Annotated in this window: 14 protein-coding genes and 1 pseudogene; 10 read left to right on the top strand and 5 right to left on the bottom strand. The window is 41.3% G+C overall.

The features are described 5' to 3' along the window. Positions 1-49: 49 nt before the first annotated feature. Positions 50-1,354 carry a UDP-glucose dehydrogenase family protein gene (locus EHS11_RS08595; protein ID WP_135763990.1) on the top strand — a complete coding sequence of 435 codons (1,305 nt, stop codon included), beginning with the start codon at positions 50-52 and terminating at the stop codon, positions 1,352-1,354. On the opposite strand, the gene EHS11_RS08590 is transcribed toward EHS11_RS08595, so the two are convergent. Further along, on the bottom strand, positions 1,351-2,181 hold the full coding sequence (locus EHS11_RS08590) for a thioredoxin fold domain-containing protein (RefSeq protein ID WP_135763989.1): 831 nt from the start codon (positions 2,179-2,181) through the stop codon (positions 1,351-1,353). The two genes, EHS11_RS08595 and EHS11_RS08590, sit on opposite strands and share 4 nt — an antisense overlap. Before the next feature lie 100 nt (positions 2,182-2,281). Here EHS11_RS08590 and hisE point away from each other — a divergent pair, with 100 nt between their 5' ends. After that, the gene (gene hisE / locus EHS11_RS08585; RefSeq protein WP_109020330.1) at positions 2,282-2,560 is read left to right on the top strand and encodes a phosphoribosyl-ATP diphosphatase; all 279 of its coding nucleotides are present in this window, start codon (positions 2,282-2,284) and stop codon (positions 2,558-2,560) included. Positions 2,561-2,608: 48 nt separating this feature from the next. Continuing rightward, complete coding sequence (gene lpxK, locus EHS11_RS08580; RefSeq protein ID WP_135763988.1) at positions 2,609-3,640, top strand: tetraacyldisaccharide 4'-kinase; 1,032 nt, start codon at positions 2,609-2,611, stop codon at positions 3,638-3,640. Here the strand turns inward: lpxK and mnmC1 are convergent. From mnmC1 to EHS11_RS08565, 3 genes are read right to left on the bottom strand one after another with little or no spacing between them, the layout of a single operon-like run. Continuing rightward, positions 3,582-4,817, bottom strand: a complete 1,236-nt coding sequence (gene mnmC1 / locus EHS11_RS08575; protein WP_167884387.1) for an FAD-dependent 5-carboxymethylaminomethyl-2-thiouridine(34) oxidoreductase MnmC1 — start codon at positions 4,815-4,817, stop codon at positions 3,582-3,584. The two genes, lpxK and mnmC1, sit on opposite strands and share 59 nt — an antisense overlap. Further along, the gene (gene mnmC2 / locus EHS11_RS08570) at positions 4,807-5,532 is read right to left on the bottom strand and encodes a tRNA (5-methylaminomethyl-2-thiouridine)(34)-methyltransferase MnmC2 (protein ID WP_246047712.1); all 726 of its coding nucleotides are present in this window, start codon (positions 5,530-5,532) and stop codon (positions 4,807-4,809) included. Before mnmC2 ends, mnmC1 begins: the two co-directional genes overlap by 11 nt. Next, on the bottom strand, positions 5,529-6,362 hold the full coding sequence (locus EHS11_RS08565) for a pirin family protein (RefSeq protein ID WP_135763985.1): 834 nt from the start codon (positions 6,360-6,362) through the stop codon (positions 5,529-5,531). The genes mnmC2 and EHS11_RS08565 overlap by 4 nt, the downstream gene beginning before the upstream one ends. A gap of 320 nt (positions 6,363-6,682) precedes the next feature. Between EHS11_RS08565 and EHS11_RS08560 the strand changes: the two genes are divergently transcribed. The 7 genes from EHS11_RS08560 (at position 6,683) to EHS11_RS20310 (ending at position 12,937) form a co-directional block, all read left to right on the top strand. After that, on the top strand, positions 6,683-7,195 hold the full coding sequence (locus EHS11_RS08560; RefSeq protein WP_135763984.1) for an LIC10604 family protein: 513 nt from the start codon (positions 6,683-6,685) through the stop codon (positions 7,193-7,195). Beyond that, positions 7,192-7,593 (top strand): DUF3052 family protein, encoded by a 402-nt coding sequence (locus EHS11_RS08555; protein ID WP_135763983.1) that lies wholly within the window; start codon positions 7,192-7,194, stop codon positions 7,591-7,593. Before EHS11_RS08560 ends, EHS11_RS08555 begins: the two co-directional genes overlap by 4 nt. Before the next feature lie 78 nt (positions 7,594-7,671). Then, positions 7,672-9,318, top strand: coding sequence for a DUF3556 domain-containing protein (locus EHS11_RS08550; protein ID WP_135763982.1), 1,647 nt, complete (start codon positions 7,672-7,674; stop codon positions 9,316-9,318). 13 nt (positions 9,319-9,331) lie between these two features. Beyond that, positions 9,332-10,786, top strand: a complete 1,455-nt coding sequence (locus EHS11_RS08545) for a phytoene desaturase family protein (RefSeq protein WP_135763981.1) — start codon at positions 9,332-9,334, stop codon at positions 10,784-10,786. 21 nt (positions 10,787-10,807) lie between these two features. Next, complete coding sequence (locus EHS11_RS08540; protein WP_135763980.1) at positions 10,808-11,245, top strand: acyl-CoA thioesterase; 438 nt, start codon at positions 10,808-10,810, stop codon at positions 11,243-11,245. Between the two features lie 60 nt (positions 11,246-11,305). Further along, positions 11,306-12,487: a formate-dependent phosphoribosylglycinamide formyltransferase gene (gene purT / locus EHS11_RS08535; protein WP_135763979.1), complete on the top strand. Its 1,182-nt coding sequence runs from the start codon at positions 11,306-11,308 to the stop codon at positions 12,485-12,487. 321 nt (positions 12,488-12,808) lie between these two features. Beyond that, on the top strand, positions 12,809-12,937 hold the full coding sequence (locus tag EHS11_RS20310; RefSeq protein ID WP_281282564.1) for a hypothetical protein: 129 nt from the start codon (positions 12,809-12,811) through the stop codon (positions 12,935-12,937). Between the two features lie 465 nt (positions 12,938-13,402). On the opposite strand, the pseudogene EHS11_RS20110 reads toward EHS11_RS20310, so the two are convergent. Continuing rightward, positions 13,403-13,508: pseudogene (locus EHS11_RS20110) on the bottom strand (IS3 family transposase); the annotation flags it as partial.

Raw genomic sequence — 13,508 nt, 5'->3', positions numbered from 1 at the left:
TTCGAAAAACAGTTTCCTAACCCTCAGGTTTCAAAATTCTGGAGACAATATGAAAGTTTGTGTAGTTGGAACGGGCTATGTTGGCCTGGTTGCAGGAACCTGTTTTGCGGAATACGGAAATGATGTCATCTGTGTAGACAAAGATGAGAAAAAAATTCAAGACTTAGAAAAAGGGATCATACCTATTTACGAACCCGGTCTCTCCGAACTTGTAGCAAGAAATTTTGCGGAAGGGAGATTGAAATTCACCACTTCTCTCAAAGACGGAGTACAAACTTCCGAATTTGTTTTTATCGCAGTGGGAACTCCTACGTCTGACAATGGTTCGGCGGATCTCCGTTTTGTATTCGGGGTCGCGGAAGAAGTCGGCAAGGCAATGAACGGATATAAAATCATTGTGGATAAATCCACGGTTCCCGTGGGAACCGCCGACCAAGTGAAAGCCATCGTTGCAAAAAATACAACTCATCCGTTCGACGTGGTTTCCAATCCTGAATTTTTAAAAGAAGGCGCGGCGATAGATGATTTTATGCGTCCTGAAAGAGTTGTGATCGGTGCCGATTCCGCCATCGCTTCCAAAAAAATGAGCGAACTCTATTCTCCGTTTGTATTGAACGGAAATCCGATTTTAGTGATGGGAGTTCGTTCCGCAGAGTTGACTAAATACGCGTGCAATGCATTCCTTGCTACAAAGATTTCCTTCGTAAATGAAATTGCTAACCTTTGTGATGCGGTCGGTGCCAATTTCGAAGATGTGAGAAAAGGTATGGGAACAGACTCCCGTATCGGAAGACAGTTTTTGTATGCGGGTATCGGTTACGGCGGATCCTGTTTTCCAAAAGATGTAAGAGCTCTCCTTCGCACTGCGGAAGAATACAAATCTTCCATGCACATCATCCAATCCGTGGAAGACGTAAATGAAAAACAAAAAACACGCCTTACTGATAAAATCTTCGAACATTTTAAAACAACCGATATGAAAGGTAAAACTTTCGGAATCTGGGGACTTTCTTTCAAGCCCGGAACGGATGATATGCGGGAAGCTCCTTCGATTCCTTTGATTTTCGAACTTCACAAAAACGGAGCGAAAATTCAGGTGTTCGATCCTGCGGCAAAAGAAACATCCAAGTATTACTTTGACGGTAAAGTCGAATACAAGAACGATCCTTATTCCGCATTACAAGGTGCAGATGCGATGCTGCTTCTAACGGAGTGGAGGGAATTTAGAGAGCCGGATTTCGGCAAAATCAAATCCCTTCTTTCTTCGCCTTTGATTTTTGACGGTAGAAACCAATACAAACCGAATCAAATGAAGGAACTGGGATTTAACTATTATTCCATAGGAAATCGTTAGAATCCTTTTCTGATCGACTCTAAGGTTTCGTCTACGGTTTCTGCATCTTTAGGATCTGTTAGGCGGGGCCTTAGCCCTGTAAGTATTTTTTTTGCGAGTTTCCTTTCTCCTACTTCTTTCAAACACAAACCGTAATACAATTCCGAATCCAGAGAATGATTTGATTTTGGAAATTCTTTCAAAAAAGATTTCCAGGATTTTATGGCTTCGTTCCAGTTTTTTTCCCGAGTGTAGATCAAACCTAAATTGAAGTGAGAATCCTCTTGTAGCTTTTTATTGTTCTCGGATTTTGAATCTAAAATCTTTGTGAAATGAATTTTTGCAAGTTCGTGTTTTTCCGTTTGATAGTAAAAACTGCCCAACCGGAAATGCAGATCATTATCATCCGGATTTTTCTTTAATTCATTTTTAAGATTGGATTCGATATCAGGATTTGCTAAAACTTTTTTGGAAACATGCAACACTGTTTCTTTTGAAGAAAGTCCCGTCAGTTTTGTATGGAAATTGGCATCTTTGTCTATGTATAAAATGGTGGGGTAACCTTCGATTCCGTACTTCTGTATAAGGTTTGGAAATTCTTCTCCGTTTAACCGAATCGTTACGAAGCTTTCCAAGACTTTGGAGACTTGTTCGTCCGGGAAAATTTCCTTTTCCAAAACCTTGCAATACGCACACCAATCCGCATATAAATCGATGAGTATTGGCTTATTCTGCGATTTTGCTTTGGAAAGACCTTTTCCTATGGACGTCTCCCAGATTGTTTCCGAATGGAGAGGCAAAACAAATAGAAATAATAAAATGGAAGCTTGGCGAAGATGGACAAACATTGTTTTTTTAGTTTAGACGGGGCGTGAATTCTTCTCAATCGGTAATTTTCGCTTTTTCGAAATTTGGAGTAAAGATTCCCTGGTAGGAAAGACAATCATTATGGAATTTTTAAGAAAATTAGAAGAAGTATTACAAAAGCGCAAAAACGACCTTCCTGAAAAATCTTATACAGCCGAGTTATTTCGGGACGGAATTGATCGCATCTTAAAAAAAATCGGGGAAGAAGCAGGTGAAGTGATCATCGCTGCAAAGAATACAAATGAAAAGGAACTGATCCACGAAGTGGCGGACTTGATTTTTCATATCGAAGTACTTCTTGTTGAAAAAGGACTCAGTCTTGACGTTATCGCTAAAGAATTAGAGAAACGACACAGCTGAAAGCGGGCTTCGTTGGGAACGTTTTTTTTCATTCTACTTCGAAGTCTATTGTGGATTTTCAGCCCTCTTTCTCTCTTATACCAATTTTTATTTTATCTCGATCGTAGCAGAACGGAATCCTTAAAACTAGGCGAGGTTCTGGTCGTCAGCGTCGGCAATCTCACTGTAGGGGGAACAGGCAAAACTCCCTTCGTTCAGTATTTAATCGGTTACATTCAAAAGCATCACAAAGATTATGCGATCACCATACTTTCCCGTGGGTATGGCGCTACTTTAAGCAAACAAGGCGCTAAAGTGGAACTTCATTCCATTCCCGGAGAAGTAGGCGATGAACCAAAGTTACACAAAGAAAGTTTTCCGGACGTACAAGTCATTATAGGCAGAGATAGATTCGGAAGTTTTCAAAAACACAATTCGGTTCTCGGAAAAAAACATATAGTCATTTTGGATGACGGTTTCCAACACCATAAAATTCAAAGAGATCTCGATATTGTTCTTATGGACGCAAACCGTCCCTTGGGAAACGGATGGACGATTCCTCTGGGAACTTTACGGGAAAGGGACACTTCTTTAAAACGAGCGGATTTGCTTCTATTTACAAAAATTACCGACGAAACTGCAAATCTAGTAAAGAAGTTAGGTGACACTTATTCGAAGAAATTTCCCCGACTTTCCGTTTTTTATTCCAGGTTCCTGGGAAGTTTGATTTTCGGTTCCAATCTTAAAAAAAAATACAGATTGGTGACAGGAGTGGGGAACCCTCAATTTGTTTTGAAGACTGCGAAAGAATGTTTAAAGACAAAAGACATTGAACTCCATGTTTTCCCGGATCATCATCATTATAAAGAAGATGAGTTGCTTTCTATTTTGTCCGAGCTTCCGAAAAATACCGGTTTGGTGACAACGGAAAAGGATTGGGTGAAGTGGAAAGAGTTTCCCAAATTCTTATCCGAATTGGAAAACTTAAAGATCTATCCTGTTTTGATCGGTTTGGAGATAAGGATAGAAGGAACGGATGCGTTCAATCTTCGATTGGAGTCCCTCGTTTCCAATTACGAATCAAAAACCTTTCCGGTTTGAAATCTTCAAACAGTTCCTGCTCGATAGGAAGATCTTCTCCCAACGATTCCCGGACGACAATTTCCGCGCCGAATAGGGAATGATTGAGTCCTCTGGAACCGAGTCCTCCTAAGATGGAAACATCTTTGTAATAACTGATTACCGGAGGTTTGCGGATATGAGACTCTCCCTTTTTGTAAGGGTTGTCTATTTTGAATTGTTCCGAATTAGGAAGTCTTCCAAGAAGAGGTCTTCTGTCTTGGGTTTGGGATCTGCAACTAACTCTTGTTCTGAGAACTTCGGGTGATTTTTCCAAACCTTCCCAGTAGGTTTTTAAAACGGGCAAACTTCTTTTTGCGGATTCCAGTAATTCTATTGTTTCATAGATACGGGTAGTTTCTTCGTATTTAAACTCATCGAAACTTGCTCCGAGCACGGAGCCGAATCCGATATCTTCCGTTAAGTAGTGTCCGAAGAGAATCGAGCTTGTGATCTCGGAAAGTAATTCCGATTTGGGTAAAAGTACAATTTGACCGCGAACTTTTTTGATAGGAAGCCATTTTGTTTTCGGCATTTCCAGGACTTCATTGGCCAGACATAAAAAGAGTTTGTCTGTTTGGTAGGCTCGCTTGTCCGTATTGACTTGCAGGGGGGACTTGTCTTCCCATTCCAAAAAGTTTTCATATGTATGAATTGTTAGGTGAGGAGATGACAATTTACAAAGTAGGGAAACATAGAGAGGAGGGGAAATCGTTTTTCCTTTTGGAAAATAGAGTGCTTCTTTTCCGGGAAGAAAGGAAATATCGTTTTTGATAAATGTTTCTTCTTTTCCCAATCCGTGAGAATCCAAAGAGTGAAAGTATCTGTCTTTGTCCGATTCGGAATCCGTTAAAAAACAAATTCCGTTTTTATAGAAACCGGATCTCTCGGAAGTTGCAATGTTTTCTATTTTTTCCCATTCCTCATTTAAAAAACGGAATGCGGATAATGAGAAGATACTTTCGGATGTTTTATGTTTGGTGAGAAGCGGATAAATTAAACCGCTTGGATTTCCACTGGCTCCTTCGGAAAGATTTTGTTTTTTTTCCAATAGGAGAGTTTTGATTTTTCTTTTGGAAAGGGCATAAGCTACCGAGGCACCGGCGACACCTCCTCCGATGATCACCGCTTCGTAGGTTTGGGGTTTGTCAGATTCCACCAACTAACATTTCCCGTTTGCGACCGAAGCCTGTTTGTTTTTTTACCTGAAATCCGACTGACTCCAGATTGCGTCGGACAAAACCTGCTGCGGTAAACGTAGCGAAGCTCGTCCCTTCTCTGGACAGGTTTCTTATCTTTTGGAATACTTCCGCGGTCCACATCTCCGGATTTTTTGCAGGAGAGAACCCGTCCAAATACCAGGCATCAATTGTTTCTTTCCAATCGCCTAATGTTGCAAGTACGTCGGAGAAATAAACATGTAGATCAAACCGTGTTTTATGAGAAGGGTGCGATACGCTCCAAGTCCAAATGTTAGAACCGGAAGTATCCTTGTCATTTTTCAAAACTTTTTCATAGCTATCCAGTAAATCTATTTCCCAGGTAGGAATTTCCGGAAAATGATTTTTCATAATCTTTAAAGTGGAGGATTCAAGTGGGAATTTTTCCAAACTGTAAAAAGACACATTCGGAGGGCACGTTTCTTTCTTCCAGTTTTCCAAACTGATGAAGTAATTGAGCCCTGTTCCAAACCCGAGTTCTCCAATCGTAAAACTAGAGTTATCCGTTGAGTTCGTTTCTTTCCACTTTTTCTGAATCCGATTTCCTTCAAAAAAAACATAGGCGGACTCTTCCGTTCCGCCTTGTTTGGAAAAATATACGTCTCCGAATCGTTCGGAGATCGGAACTTCATTTTCGAAAAATACTTCTGTCAACGGCCGAAATTTCCCGATTGGAAATCTGTAAATGCTTGCATGATTTCTTCTTTGGTATTCATCACAAAAGGCCCGTACTGTGCAATCGGCTCTCCGATCGGTTGGCCGATCACAAGAATTCCGTCGGCGGTTTGTTTTTCCGGATTTTTAATGGTGATTTCTTCTCCATTGCCGAAGATCCCCAAATAACCGTTGGGAAGTTTTGTATCTCCGATTTCCACATCACCTTCCGATACATGGATGAAACCGTTCCAATCTATAGCGACCGGGATCTGCAAACTACCGTTAGGCTTTAGGAACCAATGAATGTAGAGGATCGGCGTTTTTGACTGGGCTGGTCCTTTTATTCCTGAGATTTCTCCGGACAGAATGTCCGCATGTCCGCCTTCCTGCTCCAGCCTCGCCCAGTCTTTTCTGGAAACATCAAAATAACCTGGTTCAATCATTTTCAACTGGGAAGGAAGGTTGAGCCAAAGCTGATAGCCGCGTAACATTCCATTTTCTTGTTTGGGCATTTCACTATGAACAATCCCGCGTCCTGCGGTCATCCATTGCACTCCGCCTTTTTCCAAAACTCCTTTGTTGCCTTTGGAGTCATTATGCTCCATCACTCCATCCAGAAGATAGGTGACTGTTTCAAATCCCCGATGAGGGTGGTTTGGAAACCCCGCCAAATAATCGTCAGGACTATCGCTTTTAAATGTATCTAACATAAGAAAGGGGTCAAGGTTGGGAAGTTCTTCCGTCCCAAGCATCCTGCGTAATTTGACTCCCGCTCCATCGGTTGCTTCAATACCACTTGTTTTGTATAAAATTTTTCTTTGACCCATAGTATGGATTAGACGAACAAAGTATCGGTTATGGCTAGTCTTAAATTTGAAATCTGCTGTCGGAAAAACCGGGGCAATTCATTTTTCAGCGCCAAAACCTATTTCGGTTTTTGCCGGCTTTCATTGGGTTTTTTGTAAAATCCGGTATAAAAGGAATTAGAAGCCGGAACAATTTCTTTTAAGAACTGTCATATAGTTTATGTTAATTCATAAAACCGATTTCTATGAATAAATAAATTGACTTCGGTTTTGGTAGGAACTAGATTTTATCTCAAGACGTTCTTTCTTTGAGGGTTGTCCAACCCGGGATATAGTAATTTATGATTTATAATATTTTAATATACATATTTGTTTTCCTGGTTGTTATCGGTTTTATCATTTACCTGATCGGGAGATTTCTTCCTGTGGCTCATACTGTGAGCCTCTCTCGGGTATTTCCTTCTTCTCCGGAAATCATTTACAGAAAGATCAAAAGTTTCCAAGATTATCCTTTGTGGCGTCCCGATCTCAAACTGATTCAACCGGTGGATTCTATTTCTTGGAAGGAAACTGACTCTCATAAAAATGTTATGACCTATTCTTTCGTCCGTGATGAAAAGAACCGTCTTATTGAATCCAAAATTATGGATGAGGACAAACCTTTCGGCGGTTCCTGGACGTTTGAACTAAAAATCGTTCCCGATGGAACGGAACTTACGATTACGGAAAACGGAAGAGTATTTTCTCCTGTTTTCCGGTTTGTTTCCAAATATATTTTCGGTCACACCGCAACAATAAAAGCTTACATTAGTTATATGGAAAAGGAATTGAAAAGGTCGGGCAAGAAAAAATGACAGCCGGTTATTCGGGAAAGACTTTGGGGGACAAACTGGGAATTAAGGAAGGCATGAATATTTTTTTTCATTCTTTGCCGAATGATGTGGAATCCGATCTTTCCGCTTATTTGTCCGAAGTGAAGGTTTCCAAAACATTAAAGGGACCTCTTGACTATTTGCATCTTTTCACCAAAGAGAAAAAAGAGTTGGAGAAAAGATTCCCCGAACTGGTTTCCCATTTGGCCGAGAAGGGAATGATTTGGATTTCCTGGCCCAAAGGTTCTTCGAAAGTTCTCACGGATATCAACGAAAATACAGTAAGAGAGATCGGTTTGTCTTTGGGGGTTGTGGATGTAAAGGTATGCGCAGTATCCGAAGTATGGTCCGGCTTGAAATTTTTAAGAAGAAAAAAATAAACATTATAAAATGATTGAATTGAAAACGGACCTGTGTAGTCTCCTTTCGAATGAATTGACCTAGAAGGCAGGTTTCCCATGTTTCTTTTTCCGACTCCTCCACCTTACGATGCCTTGGAATGGGCTAAAAAATCCTTCAACCAAAGAGCAAAGCTCGCCTGCCAGGCATGGGCTGTGCAAGGGTATGGTTCGCCTTTGGGTGCGTACATTGTGTATGCATTGAAACTTGTTTTTTATATTTGGGCCTGGGGCTTCTTCTGTTCTTTCACTCCCGGTCTTGGAGCCTGGGACTCCATCTCATGGTGGTGGAATCCCATTGCATTCCAAAAGGCGATCGTATGGAGTTTGTGTTTCGAAGTATTGGGGTTAGGCTGCGGAAGCGGGCCTCTTACAGGAAGATACTTTCCGCCGATCGGTGGTTTTTTATATTTTCTTTACCCCGGAACCACCAAACTTCCATTATTTGATGGAGCTCCGATCATAGGAAACAGAACCCGGAGTATTTTGGAAGTAGGTCTGTATTTGGCTCTCCTGGTATTTTTATATCTGGCTTTGGTTCATCCGAATCCCGGATTGAACGAATATCTTCCTATCATAGTCATATTACCGATATTAGGCGTTTTGGACAAGACGGTATTTCTCGCAGCACGGGCTGAACACTATTGGGTGACTGTAGTAGTGTTTGCTTTTGCCGGAAATTGGATTGCCGGTGCCATGGCCGTGCAAATTGCACTTTGGTTTTTTGCCGGCTTCTCCAAACTCAACCACCATTTCCCTTATGTTGTATGTGTGATGGCGAGTAATAGTCCGTTCACTCCTTTCAGCTGGTATAGGAAAGCAATGTACCGCAATTATCCGGAGGATTTGAATCCTTCCTCGATTGCCATTCTCAAAGCAAGAATGGGGATTGCCTTGGAGATGGGAACTCCGATTGTACTTTTGTTAGGTTGTATTCTCGGTTCGTATGATGTGGTTGTATTCGGCTTGGTATTGATGGTTTTACTTCATAGTTATATCACAAGCAATGTACCTATGGGTGTTCCTATCGAATGGAATTTTCTTGTAGTTTATGCGGGTTTTTTTCTGTTTGGTATGAATTCCCATGTGATTCCTTTTGCGGTAGATTCCTATCCTATTCTGGCGTTTATCATCCTTACTAGTTTTGTTCTTCCGCTTTTGGGAAATATAAAACCGGAATGGGTTTCGTTTTTGCTCGCTATGCGGTATTATGCGGGGAACTGGGCATGCGGTGCTTGGCTCTTCAAAGGAGATAGCGCAAACAAACTGGATCAGTTGAAAAAAACATCCGCCGGGATTTATAAACAATTGGATCGTTTCTATCCAAGAAATGCCTCCGTCGGACTTTTAAGCAAGGTTATGGCATTTCGATTGATGCACTTGCATGGAAGGGCATTCCAACAACTGGTTCCCAAGGCGGTAGATCGCTCCGAAGATTACGAATGGATGGAAGGCGAACTCGTGGCGGGGCTTGTGTTAGGTTGGAATTTCGGAGAAGGTCATCTTCACAACGAACAACTATTACGTTTGGTTCAGGCGCAATGCAATTTTGAAGAAGGAGAGCTTCGATGTATCTTTTTGGAGGCACAGCCAATCGGAAAATCCACACAAGAGTATCGGATTTATGACGCTAAAAAAGGACTGCTGTCTTCGGGAACGGTAGATGTTCGGGAGCTAAGGAAACTTCAGGCTTGGCCGGCTCATTGAGATTGTTTTCATCATGAACTTTGCCAAAGACCGGTATGATGTTTGTATCGTAGGTTCCGGCCCCAACGGTTTGGCTGCCGCTTCCGTTTTTGCCAATGCGGGTTATTCCGTATTGATTTTGGAAGTAAAAGATAGGTTAGGTGGTGGAATGAGAACGGGTGAGTTGACCCTTCCGGGTTTTCGGCATGATATTTGTTCCGGAGCTCATCCCATGGGGATTTTATCTCCGTATTTGAAAACACTTCCTTTGGAGAAACATGGCCTGCATTGGATCGAACCCACGGCATCCGTAGCACACCCATTAGATGGCGAGCCTGCGGTAATGCTTTATCCTTCCTTGAAAGAAACAGCGGAAGGTTTGGGAAAGGATGAGAATTCGTATATAAAACTCATTCGGCCATTTTTGAATCATCCGGAAGGTTTGCTTGCGGACGCGCTGGCCCCTCTGGGGATTCCAAAACATCCGCTATCTCTTTTACGATTCGGACTTTTGGGGATCCGTTCCGCAAAAGGACTTGCTATGAGTCGTTTTGAAGGAGAGCGGGCAAAGGCTTTGTTTGCGGGACTTGCTGCTCATTCCATTCTTCCTTTGGACAGTTTTCTTACTGCCGCCTTAGGACTGTTATTTGCTATTACGGGGCATATGAAATCTTGGCCTGTGGTGAAGGGAGGTTCCGAAGGAATCGCCACATCATTAGTCGCCTATTTGAAAACCTTGGGAGTCGAATTCAAAACTGATTTTTATGTAGGCAGTTTACGCCAACTACCCAAAACCAAGGTCATAATGTTTGACACGGATCCGGTTCAATTGGCAAATATTGCGGGTTCGGTATTGCCCGGCGGATATACGAAACGATTGAAGTCGTATCGGTACGGACCTGGAGTATTTAAACTGGATTGGGCGTTAGACGGTCCTATCCCTTGGAAAGACCGGAATTGTTTATTGGCATCTACTGTTCATTTGGGTGGAACCTTGGAGGAAATCGTTTTTGGTGAAGCGTCTGTTTGGCGGGGAATACATCCTGAAAAACCATATGTACTTCTCGTTCAGCAAAGTCAGTTTGATCCCACCCGCGCACCTCAAGGGAAACATACCGGTTATGCCTATTGCCATGTTCCTTTCGGTTCAACCCTTGATTTGACAAATACGATTGAAGATCAAGTTGAACGGTTTGCCCCCGGGTTTAAGGATCGGATTTTATTCCGCCATAAAATGAATACAAAAGATTTTGAAACGTATAATTATAATTATGCGGGAGGTGCGATTACAGGAGGCGTTGCCGACATTCCTCAGGCATTTCTTCGTCCGGTTGCAAGATGGAATCCTTACAGTACGCCGAATCCGCATATTTTTATCTGTTCTGCATCCACTCCTCCCGGAGGAGGCGTTCATGGGATGTGCGGCTATCATGCAGCGAATTCGGTTTTAAGGAAACTGGAACGATTAAAAGATATGGATCGATTTTAGATTCCGGAGGAAATGTCTTTGATGAAAGACAAGATTGACAAAACAAAATTTAAATTCAAATATTCGCTGAGAGTTCGTTATTCGGAAGTTGATTCCCAAGGGATTGTATTCAATGCAAATTATCTGAATTATATTGATGTCCTGATTACGGAATATTTCCGATCCAAAGGAATTTCATACCATCATTTTGTAGAAAAGTATTCTAACGACTTTCATGTCATCCGATCTCTTCTTGATTACAAATCATCTGCAAAATTCGATGATGAATTGGATTTGTACATCGGAGGAGAATACAAAGGACCGAAGATCTTTTGGAGTATAGGTATTTATAAAGAAGACCGATTGATTTGTTCCGGGGAATTGACTTATATTTCCATGAATACCGTGAATCGAAAGATAATGAATGTTAAGCTTGAGATTGCGGAAATTTTAAAGCTTTCCGAAAAACAGGCAGAATAGGAAGCATAAATTCGCAATTTCACTTGTCACTGAGGGATTGGATGTTTCTCTGGCGGGGTCATGCAAAAAATCGGAACTCCTTTTTCTTCTTCCTCTACAAAACTTGTTTTACTCGGCTCGGGGGAACTCGGTAAAGAAGTCGCTATCGAAGCACAGCGATTCGGAATCCATGTCATAGCGATTGATCGATATCCCAACGCCCCCGCAATGCAAGTCGCGCATGAATTCAGAGTCATTGATATGTTGGATCCGATCGTTTTGGAGTCCACACTTCGTGAGATCAAACCGGATTTTATCGTTCCTGAAATTGAAGCCATTCATACCAAAACATTGGAAAAATTGGAGGTCGACGGTTTTAAAATTGTTCCCAGTGCCAAGGCAGTGAATCTAACTATGAATCGGGAAGGGATTCGGAATTTTGCAAGTGTCGAACTCGGATTAAAAACATCTAACTATCGTTTTGCGGATAATCCGTCTGAATTTCAAAACTTTATTAAGGAAATCGGATTGCCTTGTGTGGTAAAGCCTATCATGAGTTCTTCCGGAAAGGGACAAAGCCTCATCCGGGAAGAGAAAGACATTCCGGATGCCTGGGAATACGGCCAAACCGGCGGAAGATCGGGAAAAGGGCGAATGATCATAGAAGAGTTCATTTCCTTCGATTTTGAAATCACTTTACTCACCATACGTCATATAGGCGGAACCGATTTTCTAGAACCGATCGGGCATAAACAAGTTCACGGAGATTACGTGGAATCCTGGATGCCTCAATGTATGTCCGATTTGGCACTAATGTCTGCTAAGCGGATTGCGGAAAAAGTAACAACCGGTTTGGGCGGTTATGGGATTTTCGGAGTGGAGTTATTTATCAAAGGAGATGAAGTTTATTTCAGTGAAGTTTCTCCGAGGCCGCATGATACCGGTCTTGTCACTTTGATCAGCCAAAATTATTCCGAGTTCTCACTTCATGTCCGTGCCTTGCTCGGTTTACCTATCCCTGAATTGGAATATTATACTCCTGCGGCTTCAGCGGCCATTTTATTCGAAGGAAATATTTCTTCTCCCGGTTTTAAAGGAATGGAGAAAGCATTATCAGTAAAGAATGCCGACATTCGATTGTTCGGAAAGCCGGAGATTCAAGGAAAACGTAGAATGGGTGTGGCTCTTGCCAAAGGAGAAACGATTGAAAAAGCTCGCGCGAATGCTAGGCAAATTCGTGATTTTATCGGGTTGGATATTTGAAATTTAAAACGCTGGTTTTGATGAAATAGAATATATATCCAACATCGGATAGGCTGCCAATAAGATTCGCAGTGTCAACTTTCGTCGGTATTTAATATCTTTCTTCGAATCAACAACAGAAGTATTAACGAAAAACAAGCGAACGCGATAAACCCAGGGAACAAAACGGTTGTTAATGAATAGTGCTCTAATGCGAAGATTGAAATAATATTTCTAACTAGAAAAAGAAGAAAGAACGATATTTTTTCTTCAAAAGGAAAATAGTAACTCTTCTTAATAGTGGGTCCGAACCCGAGCAAGTCGGTAATGGTTAATATTAAAATGGCAATCAAAGGATCCGATGTCAAATACCAAAAAGGTATGGAAGAAATTGCTAATATAAAAAAAAGCCAATCCATCTTGGTAATTGAGTTATCCGACTTGTTGATAAAAGCAATCACAGCAACGTAAATTGTAATTAATCCCGAAATTCCAATAGGCCAAGCTCCCGCGCCTCCATTATCTTTTAATTGTGCTAAAAAAGCTATGAATGTAGTCATCCCCCAAATGATCCAAGAAAAAACATGGGGTTTTATCTTTCCTTTCAAAATGGAACGGATATAGGGGAAGAAGGCAAATACCGTCAAACCTATTGCGATTAAACTAAAAATGTATTTATGCATTGAAATTGATAGATTTTCGATTAAATATTAGAGTAGGTAGTATACTTTATCTTTTGATCGGATTATTACAATCTTTAAGAATGCACGCTTTTGAACATTCATTATTGTTTCGTTTATCCCGCATGTTTTGTGTGTTATCCGACGTTCGTATACCCTCCACCGATATTGTGGACACCTGCTTAGGCAGCCAACTCCAGTTCGAACATAACAAGAGTTTTGTAATCGATAGCCGAATGTAACCTTTTTCTATTATAAAGATTTCAATATAATAGAAAATATCTGATCTGGCTTCATCAAGATTTTTGAATCTTCGATGATTTGTAAATTCTCTTTTTAAAGTAGAGAAGAAACTTTCTGCC

The organism is Leptospira ilyithenensis (genome assembly GCF_004771005.1).
GTDB lineage: Bacteria > Spirochaetota > Leptospiria > Leptospirales > Leptospiraceae > Leptospira_A > Leptospira_A ilyithenensis.
Note: the sequence above shows the minus strand (reverse complement) of the source record. Positions and strands in the feature narration are given on the sequence as shown.